Annotated in this window: 20 protein-coding genes; 13 read left to right on the top strand and 7 right to left on the bottom strand. The window is 69.9% G+C overall.

From position 1 onward, the window contains the following. Window positions 1–102: 102 nt before the first annotated feature. The gene (locus ACFYZ4_RS34505; protein ID WP_390785781.1) at window positions 103–1,284 is read left to right on the top strand and encodes a serine hydrolase domain-containing protein; all 1,182 of its coding nucleotides are present in this window, start codon (window positions 103–105) and stop codon (window positions 1,282–1,284) included. 105 nt (window positions 1,285–1,389) lie between these two features. Here ACFYZ4_RS34505 and ACFYZ4_RS34500 read toward each other — a convergent pair whose 3' ends face one another. Beyond that, window positions 1,390–2,559 carry a magnesium and cobalt transport protein CorA gene (locus ACFYZ4_RS34500; RefSeq protein WP_390785780.1) on the bottom strand — a complete coding sequence of 390 codons (1,170 nt, stop codon included), beginning with the start codon at window positions 2,557–2,559 and terminating at the stop codon, window positions 1,390–1,392. A gap of 148 nt (window positions 2,560–2,707) precedes the next feature. Here ACFYZ4_RS34500 and ACFYZ4_RS34495 point away from each other — a divergent pair, with 148 nt between their 5' ends. Next, window positions 2,708–3,883: a winged helix DNA-binding domain-containing protein gene (locus ACFYZ4_RS34495; protein WP_390785779.1), complete on the top strand. Its 1,176-nt coding sequence runs from the start codon at window positions 2,708–2,710 to the stop codon at window positions 3,881–3,883. 96 nt (window positions 3,884–3,979) lie between these two features. Continuing rightward, the gene (locus ACFYZ4_RS34490; RefSeq protein WP_390785778.1) at window positions 3,980–5,671 is read left to right on the top strand and encodes an AMP-binding protein; all 1,692 of its coding nucleotides are present in this window, start codon (window positions 3,980–3,982) and stop codon (window positions 5,669–5,671) included. Between the two features lie 98 nt (window positions 5,672–5,769). On the opposite strand, the gene ACFYZ4_RS34485 is transcribed toward ACFYZ4_RS34490, so the two are convergent. Next, window positions 5,770–6,258: a glutathione peroxidase gene (locus tag ACFYZ4_RS34485; RefSeq protein WP_390785777.1), complete on the bottom strand. Its 489-nt coding sequence runs from the start codon at window positions 6,256–6,258 to the stop codon at window positions 5,770–5,772. A gap of 95 nt (window positions 6,259–6,353) precedes the next feature. Next, the gene (locus tag ACFYZ4_RS34480) at window positions 6,354–7,256 is read right to left on the bottom strand and encodes a hypothetical protein (RefSeq protein WP_390785776.1); all 903 of its coding nucleotides are present in this window, start codon (window positions 7,254–7,256) and stop codon (window positions 6,354–6,356) included. A 266-nt stretch (window positions 7,257–7,522) separates the two neighbouring features. On the opposite strand from ACFYZ4_RS34480, the gene gcl reads away from it, so the two are divergent. Next, complete coding sequence (gene gcl / locus ACFYZ4_RS34475; protein ID WP_351287110.1) at window positions 7,523–9,310, top strand: glyoxylate carboligase; 1,788 nt, start codon at window positions 7,523–7,525, stop codon at window positions 9,308–9,310. A gap of 120 nt (window positions 9,311–9,430) precedes the next feature. Here the strand turns inward: gcl and ACFYZ4_RS34470 are convergent, their stop codons facing one another. Then, window positions 9,431–10,012 carry a TetR/AcrR family transcriptional regulator gene (locus ACFYZ4_RS34470; RefSeq protein WP_390785775.1) on the bottom strand — a complete coding sequence of 194 codons (582 nt, stop codon included), beginning with the start codon at window positions 10,010–10,012 and terminating at the stop codon, window positions 9,431–9,433. A 180-nt stretch (window positions 10,013–10,192) separates the two neighbouring features. Here ACFYZ4_RS34470 and ACFYZ4_RS34465 point away from each other — a divergent pair, with 180 nt between their 5' ends. Beyond that, a complete protein-coding gene (locus ACFYZ4_RS34465) occupies window positions 10,193–11,287 on the top strand; it encodes an agmatine/peptidylarginine deiminase (protein ID WP_390785774.1) in 1,095 nt (364 codons plus the stop codon). Then, the gene (locus tag ACFYZ4_RS34460) at window positions 11,284–12,228 is read left to right on the top strand and encodes a nitrilase-related carbon-nitrogen hydrolase (RefSeq protein ID WP_351287115.1); all 945 of its coding nucleotides are present in this window, start codon (window positions 11,284–11,286) and stop codon (window positions 12,226–12,228) included. The genes ACFYZ4_RS34465 and ACFYZ4_RS34460 overlap by 4 nt, the downstream gene beginning before the upstream one ends. A 404-nt stretch (window positions 12,229–12,632) precedes the next feature. Here ACFYZ4_RS34460 and ACFYZ4_RS34455 read toward each other — a convergent pair whose 3' ends face one another. From ACFYZ4_RS34455 to ACFYZ4_RS34445, 3 genes are all read right to left on the bottom strand, one after another. Continuing rightward, on the bottom strand, window positions 12,633–14,090 hold the full coding sequence (locus tag ACFYZ4_RS34455; RefSeq protein ID WP_351287157.1) for a catalase: 1,458 nt from the start codon (window positions 14,088–14,090) through the stop codon (window positions 12,633–12,635). A gap of 210 nt (window positions 14,091–14,300) precedes the next feature. Next, window positions 14,301–15,200 (bottom strand): 2-hydroxy-3-oxopropionate reductase, encoded by a 900-nt coding sequence (locus ACFYZ4_RS34450; RefSeq protein WP_351287117.1) that lies wholly within the window; start codon window positions 15,198–15,200, stop codon window positions 14,301–14,303. A 75-nt stretch (window positions 15,201–15,275) separates the two neighbouring features. Beyond that, window positions 15,276–16,109 (bottom strand): TIM barrel protein, encoded by an 834-nt coding sequence (locus ACFYZ4_RS34445; protein ID WP_351287118.1) that lies wholly within the window; start codon window positions 16,107–16,109, stop codon window positions 15,276–15,278. 125 nt (window positions 16,110–16,234) lie between these two features. On the opposite strand from ACFYZ4_RS34445, the gene ACFYZ4_RS34440 reads away from it, so the two are divergent. From ACFYZ4_RS34440 to ACFYZ4_RS34410, 7 genes are all read left to right on the top strand, one after another. Further along, window positions 16,235–16,486: a thiamine-binding protein gene (locus tag ACFYZ4_RS34440; protein WP_351287120.1), complete on the top strand. Its 252-nt coding sequence runs from the start codon at window positions 16,235–16,237 to the stop codon at window positions 16,484–16,486. After that, on the top strand, window positions 16,483–16,878 hold the full coding sequence (locus tag ACFYZ4_RS34435) for a helix-turn-helix domain-containing protein (protein WP_030715200.1): 396 nt from the start codon (window positions 16,483–16,485) through the stop codon (window positions 16,876–16,878). The genes ACFYZ4_RS34440 and ACFYZ4_RS34435 overlap by 4 nt, the downstream gene beginning before the upstream one ends. A gap of 154 nt (window positions 16,879–17,032) precedes the next feature. Next, window positions 17,033–17,548, top strand: coding sequence for a 2-oxo-4-hydroxy-4-carboxy-5-ureidoimidazoline decarboxylase (gene uraD, locus ACFYZ4_RS34430; RefSeq protein ID WP_390785773.1), 516 nt, complete (start codon window positions 17,033–17,035; stop codon window positions 17,546–17,548). Window positions 17,549–17,556: 8 nt separating this feature from the next. Continuing rightward, entirely contained in the window at window positions 17,557–17,946 is a 390-nt protein-coding gene (gene uraH / locus ACFYZ4_RS34425) for a hydroxyisourate hydrolase (RefSeq protein WP_030390359.1), read from the top strand. Window position 17,947: 1 nt separating this feature from the next. Continuing rightward, a complete protein-coding gene (gene pucL / locus ACFYZ4_RS34420) occupies window positions 17,948–18,871 on the top strand; it encodes a factor-independent urate hydroxylase (RefSeq protein ID WP_254381168.1) in 924 nt (307 codons plus the stop codon). A gap of 190 nt (window positions 18,872–19,061) precedes the next feature. Further along, a complete protein-coding gene (locus tag ACFYZ4_RS34415; protein ID WP_351287125.1) occupies window positions 19,062–20,465 on the top strand; it encodes an 8-oxoguanine deaminase in 1,404 nt (467 codons plus the stop codon). 374 nt (window positions 20,466–20,839) lie between these two features. Further along, window positions 20,840–22,240: a nucleobase:cation symporter-2 family protein gene (locus tag ACFYZ4_RS34410; RefSeq protein ID WP_390785772.1), complete on the top strand. Its 1,401-nt coding sequence runs from the start codon at window positions 20,840–20,842 to the stop codon at window positions 22,238–22,240. Window positions 22,241–22,409: the final 169 nt, after the last annotated feature.

Below are 22,409 nucleotides of genomic sequence, written 5' to 3'. Positions count from 1 at the left end.
CCGATCGGGGGAGTGATTTCTCCCGCCTTCCCGCGATGCGTTCAGAGGGCCCTGGAAACCAGGATTCGTGCTCCGACCGAACGATTCCCCAGGAGTTGACTCATGCGAACTCAGACCCGGCAGGGCTTTCCTTCCCCGACCCGGCAGCAGCAGGGCGGCGGGCGGCGACGAGCCCTGTCGGCCGCGGCCGCGCTGGTCATCGGCGTCATGACCACGGGCGTCCTCGCCCCGTCCAGCGCCTCCGCCGCTGCCACTGCCAGGCCGGACGCCGTCCAGCGGGCCCTGAACGCGCTGGTGCGCGACGACGGGATGCCCGCCGCGCTGGCGAGCGTCCAGGACCGTGACGGCCGCACCCGCACCTACACCGCAGGAGTCGGCGACCTGGCCACCGGCTCGAAGGTGCCCAGGGACGGCCAGGTACGGATCGGCAGCAACACCAAGACCTTCGTCGCGGTCGTCGTCCTGCAGCTGGTCGGCGAAGGGAAGATCGGCCTCGACACGATGGTGGACACCTACCTGCCCGGACTCGTCCGCGGGGAGGGGATCGACGGACGGCGCATCAAGGTCCGCCACCTCCTCCAGCAGACCAGCGGACTCCCCAACTACAGCAATTACCTCGGGGACGACGTGCGGTACTACACCCCCCGCGAACTGCTCGACACAGCCCTCCGGCACCCGGCCGACTTCGACCCCGGGACGAGCTGGAAGTACAGCAACACCAACTACGTGCTCGCCGGCCTGATCGTCCAGAAGCTCACCGGCCGCCCCCTCGCCGAGGAGATCGACCGGCGCATCATCAAGCGCATCGGGCTGCGCCACACCTACTTCCCCGCCCCCGGTGACGCGAGCATCCGGGAGCCCCACCCCCACGGATACCTCCGCGACGCGGCGGACGGACCGCTGCGCGACATCACGGAGATCGACCCCTCCTGGGGCTGGGCGGCAGGCCAGATGGTCTCCACCAACTCCGACCTCAACCGCTTCTTCGGCGCACTCCTGGCGGGCCAACTCCTGCCCCCGGCCCAGCTCGCCCAGATGCGCTCCACCGTCCCCGCCGAAGCGACCTTCGGCCCCGCCGCCCGCTACGGACTGGGACTCGTCAGCAGGCCGCTGCCGTGCGGCGGCCTCTCCTGGGGCCACGGCGGCAGCTTCCCGGGGTACGAGACCCGGGGCGGCGCCACCGACGACGGCCGTGCCATCAACGTCGCGGTCACCATGCAGCTCACCGACGAGGCCGGCCGGAGAAGTCTCGAACGCGCCGTGGACACCGCCCTGTGCCGCTGAACCCCGCCGGGTGCGTTCCGCGAAAACGACCAATGACCCCGACAAGACGCCGACCCCATCGGCCTCCTGGCCCCGTTCCTCACGACACGGGCGCACCACGAACTCTCACAGCCAGTCGCGCTTCTTGAAGATGACGTACAGGCTCGTGCAGACCACCGCCATCAGCAGGATCGCGAAGGGGTAGCCCGCCGCCCAGTGCAGTTCCGGCATGGTCTCGAAGTTCATGCCGTAGATGGTGCCGACCAGGGTGGGGGCGAAGAGGATCGCGGCCCAGGAGGAGATCTTCTTGATCTCCTCGTTCTGTTCGAAGCCGGCTTCGGCCAGGGCGCGCATTTCGGCGTTCTGCTGTTGGGAGACCAGGGTGGCGTTGACCGTCAGGATTTCGGTGAGGGCCTGGCGGAAGCCGTCGACGCGTTCGCTGGTGTGCGTGACGTGGTCGGCGACGTCGCGGAGGTAGCGCTGGAGTTCCTCGTCCGTGCCGTACTTCGCGAAGCCGGCCATCAGGGCGTGGAGCATGCCGACCAGCGGGCGGGTGGCGCGTTGGAACTCGACCATCTCGCGCGAGAGTTCGTAGATGCGGCGGGAGACCGCCGGGTCGCCGCGGAATACCTCCGTCTCGATCTCGTCGATGTCGGTCTGGACGCCCTCGACGACCGGGGCGTACCCGTCGACCACCGCGTCGAGGATGGCGTACAGGGCGGCCTCCGGGCCGAGCGAGAGGAGCTCCGGGTTCTCCTCCATGCGGTGGCGGACGGAGGAGAGGTCCGGGGCGCCGCCGTGGCGGACCGTGATCAGGAAGTCCGGGCCGACGAAGATGTGCAGCTCGCTGAAGTCGACCTCCTCCTGGACGTCGAGGTAGCGGGCGGCGCGCAGGACGACGAAGAGGGTGTCGCCGTAGCGCTCCAGCTTGGGGCGCTGGTGGGCCTCCAGGGCGTCCTCTACGGCGAGTTCGTGGAGGTCGAACTCCGCGGCGAGGGAGTGCAGTTCGGGCTGGGTGGGCCGGTGGAGGCCGATCCAGGCCATCCCGTCGGGCAGCTCGTGCAGCTGCCGGAAGGTGTCGGCCAGGGTGGTGGGGGAGGCGACCCGGCGGCCGTCGCGGTAGACGGCCGAGTCGATCACGCTGCGGTGGTTCGTGGGAGCGGCGGCCGGCGGTACGGGCTGCGGGGCGGCCGGCGGCCCCGCCGGGGGTGCGGCGGCCGGAGCGGGGCCGCGCCGCCAGGGCGGGCGCTTCGCGGCGGGCGGCGGCGGGGTGCGGCGGTCTGGGCGCTCCGACATCGCAGGTCAGCTCCCGGTCGAGGTGCGTTCAGTGCGGGTTTCGTTCCGGCAAGGGGCAGGGTCAGGGTATCGGGGGGAAAGGGCGTTACGTGCGCAAGGAATGGAGTTGCGGACCGGGGCTGTCCGCAAGGGGGGCTAGCTTGTTGTCATGGCCTCCACGACGACGCATCCCGTACTCGGCACCCGCGCTCTGAACCGTGCCACGCTCGCCCGCCAGCTGCTGCTCAGCCGCGCCGAGATGTCCGCCGAGGGCGCCGTCACCCACCTGCTCGGACTGCAGGCGCAGAACGTCAAGCCGCCCTACTTCCAGCTCCACGCCCGGCTCGCCGGCTTCCGGCCCGCCGAGCTCGCCGGGCTCATGGAGTCCCGCGAGGTCGTCCGGATGGTCACCATGCGCTCCACCATCCACACCCACACCGCGCACGACGCCCTGACCCTGCGCCCCCTCGTCCAGCCCGCCCGCGACCGCGAGGTCACCTACTTCCGCAAGGGGCTCGTCGGCGTGGACCTGGACCGCCTCGCCGAACGCGCACGCGCCTTCGTCGACAGCGCGCCGCGCACCATGGCCGAAATCCGCGAGGAACTGCTCCGCGAGTGGCCCGAGGCCGACCCGCAGTCGCTGTCCGTCGCCGCGCGCTGCCGGCTGCCGCTGGTCCAGGTCACCCCGCGCGGGGTGTGGGGGAGCAGCGGGCAGGTCCGGCTCACCACCGCCGAGAACTGGCTCGGCCGGCCCGCCGGGGCGCCGCAGCCCGTGGACGACGTCGTACTGCGCTACCTCGCGGCCTTCGGGCCCGCCTCCGTCAAGGACATGCAGATCTGGGCCGGCCTCACCCGGCTGCGCGAGGCCTTCGAGCGGCTGCGGCCGGACCTGGCGGTCTTCCGCGACGAGAACGGCGTCGAGCTCTTCGACCTCCCCGACGCGCCCCGCCCCGACCCGGACACCCCGGCGCCGCCCCGCTTCCTCCCCGAGTTCGACAACCTGCTCCTCTCGCACGCCGACCGCACCCGCGTGGTCGCGCCCGAGATCAAGGGCCGTACCTGGACCGGGAACCAGGCCCACTGCACCCTGCTCGTCGACGGGTTCGTCGCCGGGCTGTGGAAGCTGGAGGGGGCGGTGCTCACCGTAGAGCTGTTCGATCGAGCCTCGAAGGCGCAGAAGGAGGAGATCGTCGCCGAGGGGGAGCGGGTGATCGCCGACATGCGGGACGGGGACAGGGGCGGGAACGGGGGCGGTCGCGGGGGCGGTCGCGGGCGCGGGGCCGGCAACGAGGCCGGGCCCGCTGCCGTGGCATCCGTACGCTTCGGAACGACGTCCCGCGGCTGACCCTCGTGCCGGCTGCGGCCGGATCTTCGTCAACGGTCAACTCGCGCCCGGCGTCGTACTGGTGGTCCGTACGGCGGACGCGGCACGATACCTGCCATGACGACCGAAAGTACGCAGAACAGCGGCACCGCCGAGTTCCTCGCCGCGCGGGACTTCCTGCTCGAGCGCCGCGGTGACTACGAGGCCGCCCACAGCGGATTCACCTGGCCCCGCCCCCACCGCTTCAACTGGGCGCTGGACTGGTTCGACCACATCGCCGCCGGCAACGACGCCGACGCCCTGCGCATCGTCGAGGAGGACGGCACCAGCGAGGCGCTCACCTTCGCCGAGCTGGCCGCACGCTCCGGCGCGGCCGCCAACTGGCTGCGCGAGCAGGGCATCGCGCCCGGCGACCGGATCCTCGTCATGCTCGGCAACCAGCGCGAGCTGTGGGAGGTGATGCTCGGCGCGATGAAACTGCGCGCCGTCGTCATCCCCGCCACCCCCCTGCTCGGCCCGGCCGACCTGCGCGACCGCGTCGAGCGCGGCCAGGTGCGCCACGTCATCGTGCGCGCCGAGGACACGGCCAAGTTCGACGAGGTGCCGGGCGGCTACACCCGGATCGCCGCCGGTCCGCAGATCCCGGCCGGCTGGCGGCGGCTCGCGGACATGCGGGGCGCGGACACCGCCTTCACCCCCGAAGGGGAGACCCTCGCCACCGACCCGCTGATGCTGTACTTCACCTCCGGCACCACCGACCGCCCCAAGCTCGTCGAGCACACGCACGCCTCGTACCCCATCGGGCACCTCTCCACCATGTACTGGCTCGGGCTGCGCCCCGGCGACGTGCACCTCAACATCGCCTCGCCCGGCTGGGCCAAGCACGCCTGGTCCAACCTCTTCGCCCCCTGGAACGCCGGCGCCACCGTCTTCGTCCACAACTACACCCGCTTCGACCCCGAGCGGCTGATGGCCGAGATGGACCGGCACGGCGTGACCACCTTCTGCGCCCCGCCCACCGTGTGGCGGATGCTGATCCAGTCCGACCTCACCCGGCTCGCCAGGCCCCCGCGCGAGGCCGTCGCCGCCGGTGAGCCGCTGAACCCGGAGGTCATCGACAAGGTCCGCGAGGCCTGGGGCATCACCATCCGCGACGGCTTCGGCCAGACCGAGACCACCCTCCAGGTCGGCAACTTCCCCGGGGTGCCGGTCAAGCCCGGCTCCATGGGCCGCCCGGCGCCCGGCTACGAGATCGTGCTGCTGGACCCCGTCACCGGCAAGGAGTCCCCGGACGAGGGCGAGCTCTGCGTGAACCTGGGCGCCCGGCCCGCCGGGGTGACCACCGGCTACCGCGACGACCCGGAGCGCACCGCCGAGGCCATGGCGGACGGGCTCTACCGCACCGGCGACATCGCCGCGCGCGACGCCGACGGGTACCTCACCTACGTCGGGCGCTCCGACGACGTCTTCAAGGCCTCCGACTACAAGATCAGCCCGTTCGAGCTGGAGAGCGCCCTGCTGGAGCACGAGGCGGTCGCCGAGGCCGCCGTCGTCCCGGCCCCCGACGAGCTGCGGCTGGCGGTCCCGAAGGCGTACGTCACCCTCGCGGGCGGCTGGGAGCCCGGGCCGGAGACGGCCCGGGTGCTGTTCGAGCACTCCCGCGCGGTGCTGTCCCCGTACAAGAGGATCCGCCGCATCGAGTTCGGCGAGCTCCCGAAGACCGTGTCCGGCAAGATCCGCCGGGTGGAGCTGCGGGAGCTGACCGCGGCCGGCTCGAAGGGGGAGTACGACGAGGCCGACCTGGGCTGAGCCGAGCCCGCACAGCCTCCCGTACGGGAATCCGAGCCCGTGCGGCAAGCCGAGCCCGTACGGGAATCCGCGTCCGCGGGGGAACCGCGGCCGAGTCCTTACGCCGGGAGGTGTGTCTCGATCGCGGCGATGACCTCGGGGGCCTCGGGCTCGGTGCGCGGACGGAAGCGCGCGACGACCTCACCGGCGGGGGAGATCAGGAACTTCTCGAAGTTCCACTGGATGTCCCCCGCCTCGCCCTCCGCGTCCGAGGCCTTCACCAGCTCCCGGTACAGCGGGTGCCGGTTCTCGCCGTTGACCTCGGACTTCTCCAGGATCGGGAAGGTGACGCCGAAGCCGGCCGCGCAGAAGGTCTGGATGTCCTCGGCGTTGCCGGGCTCCTGCTCGCCGAACTGGTTGCAGGGCACGCCGATGACGGTGAAGCCCTTCTCCTCGTACTTGAACTGCAGACGGGCCAGTCCCGAATACTGCGGGGTGAGCCCGCACTGCGAGGCGGTGTTCACCAGGAGGATCGCCTTGCCCTTGTACGCCGCGAGGCTCGTGGGCTCGTCGGACAGGGTGGTCAGCGGGATGTCGTACAGGCTCATCGGGCTCTCCTCGGCAGGCGTAAGAAAGTAAGCAAGTAACGCCTACGAGCTTAAGCGCCCCCCTTGCGGATCATGCCGACGCCCAGGCCGTCGTCCTAGGCCCCCGATCCGACCAGGTCGTCCGCCGGGTCGTTGACCGGCTGCGGCATTCCGGTGAGGTCCATGACGAACAGCGGTATGCCGAGATCGTCCGCGCGGGTGCGGGCGTCCTCCGTGTACCCGGCGAGGGCGAAGTAGACGCTGGTCGCGGAAGCTGTGAGTCCGTTCAGCCAGACGCACTCCACCGCCCGCAGCCCGGCCGGCGCGGTGGTCGGGTCCACCTGGGCGACCAGACCCGGAGCCCGCAGGTCGACGGCCGCGGAGGGGATCGGGCGCGCGTCGGGCTGCCGTACGTCCTGGAAGCCGAGCCAGCGCAGGTACAGCGCGGCCGTGGCCACCGCGTCGCGGGCCGTACGGATGGTCACCGGCCGGAAGGCGGGCCGCGGCAGCGGAGCGGTCGGCGGCAGTGGCACCTGGGCCGGCCGGCCGCCGGCGGTGCGGCCTGCCCCATCCGCGCCGCGCGGATCGGGCCCCGCGTCGTGAGGATCCGGCCCGGGGCCGGACCGGCGGCGGTCCGGGCCGTCCAGGACCGCGCCCCGCCCCGTAGTCGCGCCGTCCCTCTGTACCCCGCCGCCGGCCCGCCCCTGAGCGGCCTCGTCCCCGTCCCCGTCCCCTTCTCCGGAGTCCACGCCCTCCAGCGGGTGGACCGGAATCCGCACCACCGTCCCGCACGATCCGCAGCCCAGCTCGGGCTGCGGCCACTCGCTCTCCCGCCCGCAGGCCGTGCACCGCACCGCCACCCAGCTGTCCGACCAGGTGCGATGCGTCAGCGGCACCGGCGGCGCGGCCAGGTCCAGCGGGGGATGGACCGGGCTTCCGCAGGCGCAGGGGAAGACCGGCGCGGTGTAGCCGTTGTCGCGCAGGCACGCCGGGCAGCGCACCGGTACCGCTTCCGCCATGAGACCTGGACCCCCTCGTCGCTGTGCGTAGGTCCATGCTCCACCACCGGCGACGGCGGGGGCGAGAGCGCACGCCATTTCCGGGGGATTCGGGTCGCCGGATCGGTCATTTGTACAACTCACCGAGCGAGACGCGGCTTTTGGTGGGTTCCGGGGTCCCCTACCGCCTTGACGCCGACGGAGCCGCCACTTAGCTTGTTCCGTATAGCAGAACAAAACTTCCGGATTACGGAAAAGCCTGACCGCCAGACCCGCAGGAGAACCTGATGCCTCGTATGACAGCCGCCGCCGCTGCAGTTGAGATCCTCAAGCTCGAGGGTGTCGAACAAGCGTTCGGCGTGCCCGGTGCTGCGATCAACCCGTTCTACCGCGAGCTCAAGAACGTGGGCGGGATCGCGCACACGCTGGCCCGCCACGTCGAGGGCGCCTCGCACATGGCCGAGGGCTACACGCGGGCCAAGGCGGGCAACATCGGTGTCTGCATCGGCACCTCGGGCCCGGCCGGCACCGACATGATCACCGGCCTGTACTCCGCGATCGCGGACTCGATCCCGATCCTGTGCATCACCGGTCAGGCTCCGGTCTCGAAGCTCCACAAGGAGGACTTCCAGGCCGTCGACATCGCCTCGATCGCCAAGCCCGTCACCAAGAAGGCCACGACCGTCCTGGAGGCCGCGCAGGTTCCCGGCGTGTTCCAGGAGGCCTTCCACCTGATGCGCTCCGGCCGTCCCGGCCCGGTCCTGATCGACCTGCCGATCGACGTCCAGCTGACCGAGATCGAGTTCGACCCCGAGACCTACACGCCGCTGCCGGTCTACAAGCCGCAGGCGTCCCGCGCCCAGGCCGCCAAGGCCCTGCAGTTCCTGCTGGAGTCCGAGCGCCCGCTGATCGTCGCCGGCGGCGGCATCATCAACGCCGACGCCTCCGACCTGCTGGTCGAGTTCGCCGAGCTGACCGGCGTCCCGGTCATCTCCACCCTGATGGGCTGGGGCACCATCCCGGACGACCACGAGCTGGCCGCCGGCATGGTCGGTGTGCAGACCGCCCACCGTTACGGCAACGCGACGTTCCTGGAGTCGGACTTCGTCTTCGGCATCGGCAACCGCTGGGCCAACCGTCACACCGGTTACAACCTCGACGCGTACACCAAGGGCCGCAAGTTCGTCCACGTCGACATCGAGCCCACCCAGCTCGGCAAGATCTTCGCCCCGGACTTCGGCATCGCCTCCGACGCCAAGGTCGCGCTGGAGCTCTTCATCGAGATCGCCAAGGAGCTCAAGGCCGAGGGCAAGCTGCCGGACTTCTCCGCCTGGGCCGCCTCGGCGCAGGAGCGCAAGGCCACCCTGCAGCGCCGTACGCACTTCGACAACATCCCCCTGAAGCCGCAGCGCGTCTACGAGGAGATGAACAAGGTCTTCGGCCCGGAGACCCGCTACGTCACCACCATCGGTCTCTCCCAGATCGCGGCCGCGCAGTTCCTGCACGTCTACCGCCCGCGCCACTGGATCAACTGCGGCCAGGCCGGCCCGCTCGGCTGGACCATCCCGGCCGCGATCGGTGCCGCCACCGCGGACCCGGAGACCCCGATCGTCGCGCTCTCGGGCGACTACGACTTCCAGTTCATGATCGAGGAGCTCGCGGTCGCCGCGCAGCACAAGGTCCCCTACGTCCACGTCCTCGTGAACAACGCCTACCTGGGTCTGATCCGTCAGGCGCAGGGCGGCCTGGGCATCAACTTCGAGGTCAACCTCGAGTTCGAGAACATCAACACCCCCGAGCTGGGTGTCTACGGTGTCGACCACGTCAAGGTCGCCGAGGGCCTGGGCGTCAAGGCGATCCGCGTCACCGACCCGGACAAGCTGGGCGAGGCCTTCGAGGAGGCCAAGAAGCTGGCCCAGGAGTTCCAGGTCCCGGTCGTCGTCGAGGCGATCCTGGAGCGCGTCACCAACATCGCGATGAGCAAGACGGTCGACATGAGCGACGTCACCGAGTTCGAGGAGCTCGCGACCGAGCCGGGCCACGCCCCGACCGCGATCAAGACCCTCAAGGTCTGATCGGAACGCCCCGAGCAGTACGCGACGACCCCCGCCCCTCCGTCAGGAGGAGCGGGGGTCGTTCCGCGTCCGGGGGCCGTTCAAGAGCAGATCCGGAGGGACCTGCCCGCCGGGCAGGGCCTACGCGGGGACGGGGCCGAGCTCCGCGTCCACCGCGCCGGTCAGCAGCGCGCGGGCCCGGTCCAGGGACAGGGAGCCGCTCAGCCAGCGCTCGCTGAGGCCCTCCACCAGGGCGGTGAGCCGCTCGGCGGCGTCCAGCGGCGTGACGTGCAGATCGGCGAGGCCGGCCGCCTGGGCGTCCGAGATGGCCTCCGCCGTGTCCTCGGACCAGGAGCGGGTGGACTCGGCCAGGGTCGCGCGCAGGTCGGTGTCGAAGACGGCGCTGGCCCGGAGCTCGCCCCAGGCGATGCTGTTCTCGCGGACCCGGGGGGTGTCCTGGAGCTCGCTCAGCAGCAGCTGCAGCAGCACCTCGCGGGCGTCCTCGGTGTCCTTGAGGGCCTCTTCGGTGTAGCCGGTGGCGCGGTCGCTGATGAAGGCGAGCGTGCGCTGGACCAGGCCGGCGCGGTCCTTGAAGTGGTAGTAGATCAGCGCGGTGGAGACCCCCGCCTCGGCCGCCAGTTCCTCGACGCGCAGCCCTCTGACGCCGTTGCGCGCGATGACGCGTACGGCTGCTTCCAAGATCAACGCCTGGCGGTCGGCCACTCTTGCCCGCACCTTTCGGTTGGTTGCCGGATACCTCTTGACTGACCTTTCAGTCAGGACTCACCATAGCCCCAACCCGACATCCTGACGTGCCTTTCAGTCTCTTCGATCCTGACTGAAATTTCAGTCAGATCGTTAGTGGTCGTCGGATCGTCCTCATCGCACCGAGGGCGCACCCGCATGAATCAGCGCATGCCCGCCGAATGGGCCGCGCACGAGGCCTGCCTGATGGTCTGGCCGACCCGCGCGTCCTTGTGGGGGCCGGCCTTCGAGGCCGCCAAGCAGCAGTACGCCGCGGTGGCCCGCGCCATCTCCGCGTTCGAGCCCGTGATCATGATCGCCGCGCCCGGACTGGCCGACGAAGCCCGCAGCATCTGCGGCGCGGCCACCGCGGCCACCGCGGCCGACACCGCGGACACTTCCGACGGTCACGGTCACGGTCACGGTCACGGCCACGGCCACGGCATCGAGGTCGTGGAGCTGCCGGCCGACGACTCCTGGCTCCGCGACTCCGGTCCGATCTTCGCCTACGACGAGCACGGAGACCGGGTCGGCGTCGACTTCCGCTTCAACGCCTGGGGGGAGAAGCACTACCCCTGGACCGCCGACGACAAGCTCGCCTCGCTCCTCCTGGACCGGCTCGGCACCCGGCGCGTCCACTCCTCGATGATCCTCGAAGGCGGTGCCATCACCGTCGACGGCCAGGGCACCCTGATCACCACCGAGCAGTGCCTGCTGCACCCCAACCGCAACCCCCGCATGAGCCGCACCGAGATAGAGGACGAGCTGAAGCGCCGCCTCGGCGTCGAGAAGGTCATCTGGCTGCCCTACGGCGGCCTGGAGGACACCGAGACCGACGGCCACGTGGACGGGGTCGCCGCCTACGTGGCCCCCGCCAAGGTGGTCGTCTCCCTCCCCGAGGACCCCGCCCACCCCGACTACGCCCGGATGCGCGCCAACCTCGCCGTCCTGGAGGCCTCGACCGACGCCCGCGGCCGTGCCCTGGAGATCGTCGTCCTCCCGCAGACCACCTACGGGGAGGTCGCGGGGACCCCCGTCGAGGTCGGCTACCTCAACTTCTACCTCGCCAACGGCGGTTGCGTGGTCCCCGTCAGCGGGGGCCCGGAGGACGAGGCCGCCCTCGCCGTCCTCGCCTCCGCACTCCCCGGCCGCACGGTGGTCGGCGTACCGACCCCGGTCCTCGCGTACGGCGGCGGCGGGATCCACTGCATCACCCAGCAACTCCCCGCGCGGCGCGAGGACCTGACGGCATGAGCTACGCACTCCTCACCTCCTACGGCTCCCCGCTCGGCTCCCCGGCCCGCACCGAGCCCGCCGAGCGCGTCCCCCTGCGCGTCGGCCTCGTCCAGATGCGCTGGTACGCCGACGAGCACGAGCACGACGGCCGGCTCCGGGAGGGCGTGGCCCTGGCCGCCGCCGAGGGGGCCACCGTCGTCTGCCTCCCCGAGCTCACCCGCAGCCCGTACTTCTGCACCACCGACGATCCGATGGCGCAGGGCGCGGCGCGCCACCTCGAAGACGTCGAGGACGGACCGACCGTCCGGCTGGCCGCCGAGCTCGCCACGGACCTCGGCATCACCGTGCACGCCTCGCTCTACGAACGCGCCGAGGACGGCGGCCTCGGATACAACACCGCCGTCTGCGTGGCCGCGGACGGCAGGCTGATCGCCCGGACCCGCAAGAACCACATCCCCGCCTTCCCCGGCTACCGCGAGGACCTCTGCTTCCGCCCCGGCGACAGCGGCTTCCCGGTCGTCTCCCACCAGGGCGCCCGCTTCGGCTTCCCGACCTGCTGGGACGAGTGGTTCCCCGAACTCGCCCGCGCCTACGCCCTGAACGGCGCCGAGATCCTCGTCCACCCCACCGCCATCGGCTCCGAGGTGGGCCTGCCGGACTTCGACACCCGGCCCATGTGGGAACACGCCATCAGCGCCAACGGCCTCGCCAACGCCCTGTTCATGATCGTGCCCAACCGCACCGGCACCGAGGGCCGCTCCACCTTCTACGGCTCCTCGTTCATCTCCGACCCCTACGGCCGGGTCGTGCTGCGCGCGCCCCGCGACCGGCCCGCCGTCCTCGTCGCCGATCTCGACCTCGACCAGCGCCGCGACTGGCTGGAGTTCGGCCTGCTGCAGACCCGTCGCCCCGAGCTGTACGGCCGGCTCACCGAGCCCCTCGGACAGCGACTCGGGTAGTGGACCGGGCGGGGGGAACGACAAAGCGCCGAGTCACGGGACCGTCCGTGACTCGGCGCTCTGGTTGTTACCGCCCGACGGTGCGAGGCTGGCGCGACAGGACGTTCGCACCGCCGGGCGGAGTGGGTTGGGGAGGTGGGTTCCTCCGCGTGCAGGGGGCTCTGTGCGTAGCCCCTGTACGGAGAGGATTGGCTGGGACCGTGGCGGTCGGCGACGAGAACTCCGGCTTCGTCTCCCTCAGGTCAAGAGACGGGCCTCGGAACCCATTACCACCGCACTGGCTCGCACGCCCGCCACGGTCCTCGTCCTGCCCTCGCCGCGTACCACCCCTCATCCGGGTCCACGGGTCGGGCTCAGCACCCGGGGCCTGACCTCCCGTCAGGCCCCCGGTACAGCTGTGCGGCTCAGGCGTCGCGCAGGGCGCGCACGGCCTCCTCGACGCGACGGCCGTAGTCGGCGTCCGCGGCGTGGAAGTGAGCCAGGTTCTTCTCGATGACGTCCTCGAGGGTGACCTGAGACAGGCCGCCGGCGATGTTCGCCACCAGACGCTGCTTCTCGGCCTCCGACATCAGGCGGTAGAGCTCACCGGCCTGGAAGAAGTCGTCGTCCTTGGTGTGGGCCGGGGCCTCGTGGGTGCCCGTGTAGCCGGAGACGGCCTTCGGGGCGCCCAGCGCCAGACCGGTCTCGGCCGGACCCTGGTACGAGTTGGGCTCGTAGTTCTTGTCGTGGCGCGAGCCGTTGCGCAGCGCCATGACGCCGTCGCGGCCGTAGTTGTCGGCCTGCGTCGCCTTCGGGGCGTTGACCGGCAGCAGGGTGTGGTTCACACCGAGGCGGTAGCGCTGGGCGTCGGCGTACGCGAAGAGACGGCCCTGGAGCATCTTGTCCGGCGAGGCGGTGATGCCCGGGACGAAGTTGTTCGGGGAGAAGGCGGACTGCTCGACCTCGGCGAAGACGTTGTCCGGGTTGCGGTCGAGGACCAGACGGCCCACGCGCTGCAGCGGGTAGTCGCTGTGCGGCCACACCTTGGTGAGGTCGAACGGGTTGAAGCGGTAGTCCGCGGCCTCGGCGGCGGGCATGATCTGGACGTAGAGGGTCCAGCTCGGGTTCACACCGCGCTCGATCGCCTGGAGCAGGTCGGTCTGGTGCGAGTTCGCGTCCTTGCCGACGAGCTCGGCGGCCTGCTCGCCCGACAGGGAGCGGATGCCCTGGTTCGTCTTGAAGTGGTACTTGACGAAGAAGGCCTCGCCCTGCTCGTTCGTCCACTGGTACGTGTGGGAGCCGTAGCCGTTCATGTGACGGTACGACGCCGGGATGCCGCGGTCACCCATCAGCCAGGTGATCTGGTGCGTGGCCTCGGGGGCGTGCGCCCAGAAGTCCCAGACGTTGTCCGGCTCCTGCTTGCCCGTGAAGGGGTCGCGCTTCTGGGAGTGGATGAAGTCGGGGAACTTGATCGGGTCCTTGATGAAGAACACCGGGGTGTTGTTGCCGACGAGGTCGTAGTTGCCCTCTTCGGTGTAGAACTTGAGCGCGAAGCCGCGCGGGTCGCGGACCGCGTCCGCGCCGCCGAGCGAGTCGGCGACGGTGGAGAACCGCAGGAAGGTCTCGGTCTTCTTGCCGACCGTGTTCAGGAACGCGGCGCTGGTGTACGCGGTGACGTCGTCCGTCACCTCGAAGTAGCCGTACGCGGCGGAGCCGCGGGCGTGCACCACGCGCTCCGGGATGCGCTCGCGGTTGAAGCGGGCAAGCTTCTCGAGGAGCTGCTGGTCCTGGACCAGGAGCGGGCCACCGACGCCGGCGGTGGCGGAGTTCTGATTGTCGGCGACCGGGGCGCCGGACTCGGTCGTCAGCGTGCGCTTCGACATGGTGACCTTCCGTACGGGTAACTGCTGACGGAAAGCGTCTTCCGTCATGCGGAACAGCCTAATTTCGGCGGCAACTAAACGTCAACAGTTTGTTGAACGAAGTTGAAAGACGAGTGGTGATCCGGACGGCGCCGGCGCTTGGGCGCGACAGGACAGGTGTCAGCACCGGCGCCATCCGGAGACTCGGATCCCCTGGGAGAGGGGAAGTGCTCAGATCTGAGCGCCGGAGAGGCGCTCGACCGCACGGAGCAGGGCGGAGTGGTCCAGGCCGCCGTCACCCTGGGCGCGCAGCGAGGCGACCAGCTGGGCGACGACCGCGCCGACAGGGAGGGCCGCACCGACGTTGCGGGCGGCGTCGGTGACGATGCCCATGTCCTTGTGGTGCAGGTCGATCCGGAAACCGGGCTTGAAGTCGCGGTTCAGGAAGTTGTCCTTCTTGCGGGTCAGGACCGTGGAGCCGGCCAGACCGCCGTTGAGGACGTCCAGGGCGGCCTGGAGGTTCACGCCCGACTTCTCGAGGAAGACGACGGCCTCGGCGCACGCCTGGATGTTCACCGCGACGATGAGCTGGTTGGCGGCCTTCACCGTCTGGCCGGAGCCGTGCGGGCCGCAGAGGACGATGACCTTGCCGAGCGCCTCGAGGATCGGCAGAGCGGCGTCGAAGTCGGCCTGCTCGCCACCCACCATGATCGACAGGACGGCCTCGATGGCGCCGGCCTCGCCGCCGGACACCGGGGCGTCGATGACGCGGATGCCCTTCTCGGCGGCGTTCTTCGCGAGGTCGACCGAGGTCTGCGGGGTGATCGACGACATGTCGATGATCAGCGCGCCGGACTTCGCGTTCTCGAGGATGCCGTTCGCACCGTAGGAGATGGCCTCGACCTGCGGGGAGGCGGGCACCATCGTGATGATGACGTCGGCGTCCTTGACGGCCTCGGCGATCGAGCCGGCCACGGAGCCGCCGGCGGCGGCCAGGCGGTCCAGCTTGTCCTGCTCCAGGGTGAAGCCGGTGACCGAGTAGCCGGCCTTCAGGAGGTTCTCGGCCATGGGGGAGCCCATGATGCCGAGACCGATCCAGGCAATCGACGGGAGCGCAGCGGGGTTGCTCATGATGAGGGTCCTTCTCTTAATGCTTTGTACGAAAAGTTCGTGACGTGCCTGGCTGATCGCCTGGACTTTGTCCGCCTACTTCGCGGCGCGGGCCTCGGCCGGCAGCCATGCGAAGGACGCGGCAGCGTCGGCGGCCTTGTACTCCAGGCCTACGTAGCCCTCGTATCCGGCCTTCTTCAGCTGGTCGAGCAGCTCCTCGAGGGGCAGCTCGCCGGTGCCGGGGGCACCTCGTCCGGGCTTGTCCGCGATCTGGACGTGCCCGGTCTTGGCGGCGTACTTTTCGATGACCTCGGAGAGGTCCTCATCGTTCATCGCCAGGTGGTACAGGTCGAGCAGGAACTTGGCGTTGCCGAGGCCGGTGGCCTCGTTCACCTTGTCCACGACCTCGATGCCGGCCGGGGCGCTCACCAGCGGGTAGAGCGGCGACTCGGGCTTGTTGAGGGTTTCGATCAGGAGGATCGCGCCGACGCGGTCCGCGGCCCGGGCCGCCACGACCAGGTTCTTCAGCGCGAGCTCGTCCTGTACGGCCGGGTCCACGCCTTCGACGCGGTTGCCGTACAGGGCGTTCAGCGCCTTGCAGCCGACCGAGGCCGCGAAGTCCGCGGCCACGTTGATGTTGGCGTTGAAGCGCTCCGACTCCGCACCGGGAACCGAGACCGCACCGCGGTCCGGGCCCGGCAGTTGGCCGGCGTAGAAGTTCAGGCCCACCAGCTGGGTGCCGGCGTCCTCAAGAGCCTTCTTGAGGGCGTCGAGCTCCTCCTGTGCGGGGGTGGGGGTCTCGATCCAGGGCCACCACAGCTCGACCGCCGTGAAGCCCGCCGCGGCGGCAGCCGCGGGACGCTCCAGGAGCGGGAGTTCCGTGAAGAGGATCGAAAGGTTTACATCGAAGCGCTGGTCCGTGTATCCCATGAGGGGTGTGCGCTCCTTCCGTATTGCGGAAGTTAGTTTCTGCTTGATGGAAGACTGCATCGGGCTTGTCCCGGATGTCAAGTACGGACTGCCGGAAAAACCGGACCGCGGGGTAGCTTGACCGCGTGCGATTGAGAGTGGAGTTCACGACCGAGCCCTTCGACCTCGAAGAGGCTCCTGCCCATGCCGTGGCCGCGCGAGAGGTCATCCAGAAGGCCCGGCTGGACGCGGTGGACGTCGGTCCGTTCGGCAACACCGCCGAGGGCGAGGCCGACCAGGTACTGGCTGCCGTGGGCGCGCTGCTGCGCGATTCCCTGGAGGCCGGAGCCACGCGCGTCTCGCTCCAGGTCAACGTGATCGGGGAGGACACCCCATGACGGAGCCCCGTGACCACCCCTTCGTCACCGCGGTCAAGCCGCTGGTGGACGCCATGGGTGGCGAGCTGATGGATCCGGCCCTGGCGCAGCCCGACGACGTCGTGCTCAGCTGGGAGGGCCAGGACCTGCTGGCCGTGCGCCTGCCGCAGCTCTCGGATTCGCTGGACCACATCCTGGCGGCCCTGGAGCGCCGGCACGGCGTACCGTTGTCGCAGCTCGACCGGAAGTCCAAGCAGGACGTGGTGCGGATATTGGAGGCGCGGGGCGCCTTCTCCGTGCGGCACGGGGTGGAAACGGTCGCGGGCGCCCTGGGCGTAAGCCGCTTCACGGTCTACAACTACCTGAACCGGGATTCCGGCCCCAAAGGCAGCGCCAAGAGCAGCCAAGAGTGAGAGACTGCTGACCCGCAGTGACGAGCCGCCGCCCAATTCACCCGGGCGGCGGCTTTTGTGTACGGGAAGTTTCAACAAAGTGTTGACGCCGTGTTGTCGAGGGCGTTAGCTATGCGCAGCCCGTCAAAGCAACAACAGGCCACGGAGGCCTACCGTGACTTCGAGTCCGACCCCGGGTCTCACCCGGTTCAACGCCTTGGACGACAGCGCGGCCGCGGCCGAGCTGCACGAGGTGTGCGCCAGCTCGGCGTGGGGGAGCAAGCTGCTCGCCCAGCGCCCCTTCACCACCGCGGAATCCCTGTTCGCCGCGAACGAATCCGCCATGGCGGAGCTCACCGCGGACGACCTGGGCGAAGCGATGGGAGGCCACGCGCCGATCGGCCGGCCGAAGCCGGGAGACCCGACCTCCGCCCGCGAGCAGCGTGGCATGGCCGGCGCCTCGGAGGAGCTCAAGAACGAGCTCCTCGAACTGAACCTGGCGTACCAGGAGAAGTTCGGCCACGTCTTCCTCATCTGCGCCACCGGTGCGACCGGTGAGTTCATGCGGGACGCGGTCAAGGTCCGGATCGACAACTCGCCGGAGCGGGAGCGGGAAATCGCCCGCGGCGAGCTCGTCAAGATCAACAAGATCCGCCTGACCCGCCTCGTCGAACGCGTTGAAGGAGAGTGAGACCGATCATGAGCACCGAGACCACCGCGTCGGTGTCCACGCACATCCTGGACACCAGCATCGGCAAGCCCGCCGAGGGCGTCGCCATCTCCCTGTCGGCCCGTACGGGTCTGGACGGCGAGTGGGCGGCCCTGGGCGGCTCCGCCACCGATGCGGACGGGCGCTGCAAGGACCTGCCGGCGCTGCCGGAGGGCACCACCCACGTGCGTCTCGATTTCGAGACCGAGACGTACTTCGAGAAGAAGCAAGCCGAGGCGCAGCAGGACGCCCCCCGCGTAAGGGACAGCGGTGCGTTCTTCCCCGAGGTCACCATCACCTTCGCGGTGAACCCGGGCGAGCACTACCACGTACCGCTGCTGCTCAACCCGTTCGGCTACTCCGTTTACCGAGGGAGCTAGCATGGCCACGATTCTGGGCCAGAACCAGTACGGCAAAGCAGAGAACCGCGTCGTCAAGATCACGCGGGACGGCGACACGCACCACATCAAGGACCTGAACGTCTCGGTCGCCCTCTCCGGCGACATGGACGACGTCCACTACTCCGGCTCGAACGCCAACGTCCTGCCGACGGACACCACCAAGAACACGGTGTACGCGTTCGCCAAGGAGTACGGCATCGAGTCCGCCGAGCAGTTCGGCATCCACCTGGCGCGCTGGTTCGTCAACAGCCAGGAGCCGATCCAGAAGGCGCGCATCCGGATCGAGGAGTACTCCTGGTCCCGGATCGCCACCTCGGACGCCAACTCCAAGTTCATCGGCTCCGACGAGGTGAACCACTCGTTCGTCCGCAACGGCGGCGAGACCCGGGTCACCCAGATCACGTACGACGGCAAGAACTGGGAGGTCATCTCCGGCCTCAAGGACCTCGTCGTCATGAACTCCACGAACTCCGAGTTCTGGGGTTACGTGAAGGACAAGTACACGACCCTGAAGGAAGCGTACGACCGCATCCTCGCCACCCAGGTGTCGGCCCGCTGGCGCTTCAGCTGGTCGGACGACGACCAGCGGATGCCCAACTGGGAGAAGTCCTACGCCGAGACCCGGAAGCACATGCTCCAGGCCTTCGCGGAGACCTACTCCCTCTCGCTGCAGCAGACCCTGTACCAGATGGGTTCGCGCATCATCAACCACCGTTCGGAGATCGACGAGGTCCGCTTCTCGCTCCCGAACAAGCACCACTTCCTCGTGGACCTTGAGCCCTTCGGCCTCAAGAACGACAACGAGGTCTACTTCGCCGCGGACCGCCCGTACGGTCTGATCGAGGCCACTGTTCTCCGGGACGGCGTTGACGCCCGTATCCCCGTGGACATGACCAACCTCTGATGCGGCACGCGCGTCCCGGGGCTCCGCAGTGGCCCCGGGACCGCGCGACACTCTTCAGCTTCCTGAATCGGCACCCGGACGCATCACTCGGGGCGGCAGTACTGTCAGCTGTCAAGGCCCCCGGCTCCGGCACTCAAATCTCCTGGGCCTTGCCGTGCCCATACCGCCACTGAAAGCACGAGGAAGTCCCATGGCAGCATCGGCAGCCCCTGACAGCGCGGTCGAGCGCATCGTCATCGAGAACTGTGCGATCGCGACCGTCGACGCCAACGACACCGAGTACGCCTCGGGGCACATCGTCGTCGCCGGCAACAGGATCGAGTCGATCGGCGCGGGCAAGGCCCCCGAGAACCTCGAGAACGTCGTACGTCGCATCGACGGCACCGGGCACCTCGTGACCCCCGGTCTGGTCAACACGCACCACCACTTCTACCAGTGGATCACGCGTGGTCTGGCCACCGACCACAACCTCTTCAACTGGCTGGTCGCGCTGTACCCGACGTGGGCGCGCATCGACGAGCAGATGACGTACACGGCCGCGCAGGGCTCCCTCGCCGCGATGGCCAAGGGTGGCGTCACCACCGCGATGGACCACCACTACGTCTTCCCCAAGGGCTCCGGCGACCTGTCCGGCTCGATCATCCGCGCCGCGTCCGAGATGGGCGTCCGCTTCACCCTCGCCCGCGGCTCGATGGACCGCAGCGAGAAGGACGGCGGCCTGCCGCCGGACCACGCGGTCGAGACCCTCGAAGGTGCGCTCGCCGACACCGAGGCGACCGTCAAGAAGTTCCACGACGCCTCCTTCGACTCGATGACCCAGGTCGCCGTGGCACCGTGCTCCCCCTTCTCGGTCTCCACCGAGCTGCTGAAGCAGGGCGCCGAGCTGGCGCGCCGGCTGGGCGTGCGCATGCACACGCACGGCTCCGAGACCGTCGAGGAAGAGCAGTTCTGCAAGGAACTGTTCGGCATGGGCCCGACCGACTACTTCGAGTCGACCGGCTGGCTCGGCGAGGACGTGTGGATGGCGCACAGCGTCCACATGAACGACTCCGACATCGCCGCGTTCGCCCGTACCAAGACCGGTGTCGCGCACTGCCCGTCCTCCAACGCCCGTCTGGCCGCCGGCATCGCCCGCGTCCCGGACATGCTCGCCGCCGGCGTCCCGGTCGGCCTCGGCGTGGACGGCACCGCCTCCAACGAGTCCGGTGAGCTACACACCGAGCTGCGCAACGCGCTCCTCATCAACCGCCTGAACCCGGTCCACCGCGAGCGTGCCCTGAACGCGCGCCAGGCCCTGCGCCTGGGTACGTACGGTGGCGCCCAGGTCCTCGGCCGCGCCGACAACATCGGCTCGCTGGAGGTCGGCAAGTGCGCCGACCTGGTGCTGTGGAACCTGAGCACCTTCCTGCACTCCTCGATCGCCGACCCGGTCACCGCGCTGGTCTTCGGTGCGGCCGCCCCGGTGACCGCGTCGTTCGTCAACGGCAAGCAGATCGTCGAGAACAACCGCCTTCTCTTCGCCGACGAGGACGCCATTGCGGTGTCCACCCGGGAAGAGGCCCAGCGCCTGGCGCGGATCTCCGCGCAGGGCTGACCCTCCCCAGCCACCGCTGGGGGGCACCCCAGAAGTCCGGCCGGGGGGGACGGCCCCCGGCCGGCGGTCGCGGACCCGAGCGGGGTCCGCGGCAGCCGTTCCCGGGTAGCGCCTGAGGAAATCCGAAGGCGCCCCGGGGGCGGTGACTCGTGCCACTTGCGCTGCCGCGCGCGCTTCGCGCCATGGCCACGGCACCTCCAGCCCCCGCGGCTGGAAGAACAGCGCGGAACCGGTTTTGGGCGAATCGTTTCTGCACCCCTTGGGACACGCAGTCGCACCACCCACAACTCCATACAGGCTCGACTCGCACTCCTTTCGCACCACCTCCAAGACACCCACGTCCCTGCCGACGTGTTACCCGACCGGAGGAAGCCGTGGCCGCAATGCCCAGGTTTCGCAAAGACGCAGTCGCCGTACCGCAGGTCTCCGGGGAGAAACACCCGGTCGACGAGACCTTGCCTCCGCTGAAAATGTTCACGAGCGGTCTCCAGCACGTGGCCGCGATGTACGCGGGTGTTGTCGCCCCGCCCATGATCGTCGGCCCTGCCGTGGGGCTTTCCGCCACCGAGACCGCCTTCCTGATGGGCGCCTCGCTCTTCACCGCCGGCCTCGCCACCCTCCTCCAGACCCTCGGGTTCTGGAAGATCGGCGCCAAACTCCCCTTCGTCAACGGCGTCTCGTTCGCCGGTGTGACCCCGATGATCGCCATCGGCAAGGGGGAGGGGGACAACGCCATCCCCGTCATCTTCGGCGCGATCATCGTCGCCGGAATCCTCGGCTTCTTCGCCGCCCCCTACTTCGGGAAACTCGTCCGCTTCTTCCCGCCGGTCGTGACGGGCACGGTCATCACCCTCATCGGCGTCTCGCTCCTGCCCGTCGCCTTCAACTGGTCGCAGGGCGGGAACAGCACCGCCGCCGACTACGGCTCGATGAAGAACATCGGCATGGCCGCCGGCACCCTCGTCATCGTCCTGCTGATGCGCAAGTTCCTGCGCGGCTTCCTCCAGCAGATCTCCATCCTGCTCGGCCTGGTCGCGGGCACGCTCATCGCCCTGCCGCTCGGCATGACCAGCTTCGACGCCGTCAGGAACGCGTCCGTGGTCGGCTTCCCGACCCCGTTCCACTTCGGCGCCCCGCAGTTCCAGGTCGCCGCGATCATCTCGATGTGCATCGTCATGCTCGTCTGCATGACCGAGTCCACCGCCGACATCCTGGCGCTGGGCAAGATCGTCGGACGTCCCGCGGACGCGAAGACCATCGAGGGCGGCCTGCGCGCCGACACCCTCGGCAGCGCGCTCAGCCCGCTGTTCAACGGTTTCATGTGCAGCGCCTTCGCCCAGAACATCGGGCTGGTCGCCATGACCAAGGTGCGCAGCCGGTTCGTGGTCGCCGCGGGCGGCGGCATCCTGATCCTGCTGGGCCTGTGCCCGATGGCCGCCTCCGTCATCGGCGTGGTCCCGCTGCCGGTCCTCGGCGGCGCCGGGATCGTCCTCTTCGGGTCGGTCGCCGCCAGCGGCATCCAGACCCTGGCCGGCGCGGCCATGGAGAAGGGCGAGAACGCCCTGATCGTCGCAGCCTCCGTGGGCATCGGCCTGATCCCGATCGCCGCGCCCGACTTCTACCACGCCTTCCCGAAGGACCTGCTGGTCGTCCTCGACTCCGGCATCAGCACCGGCTGCGTGGTGGCCATCCTGCTGAACCTGGCCTTCAACCACCTCGGCGCCAAGAAGGGCGCGGCCTCCGCGGCCGCACCCGAACCGGTGCCGGTGCACTGACCGGCACCGCCGGACCACACGGCGGCGCCGGTACGTACGGCGGTGGGGGCGGGCCCCCCCCCCGGGGGGGGGGGGGCCCCCCCCCCGGGGGGGGCCCGGCCCCCCGGGGGGGGGGGGGGGAGGGGCCCCCCCCCCCCGGGGGCCGGCCGGGCCGGGGCCACACCCCCCG

It is taken from the genome of Streptomyces sp. NPDC001513 (genome assembly GCF_042894695.1).
GTDB lineage: Bacteria > Actinomycetota > Actinomycetes > Streptomycetales > Streptomycetaceae > Streptomyces.
Note: the sequence above shows the minus strand (reverse complement) of the source record. Positions and strands in the feature narration are given on the sequence as shown.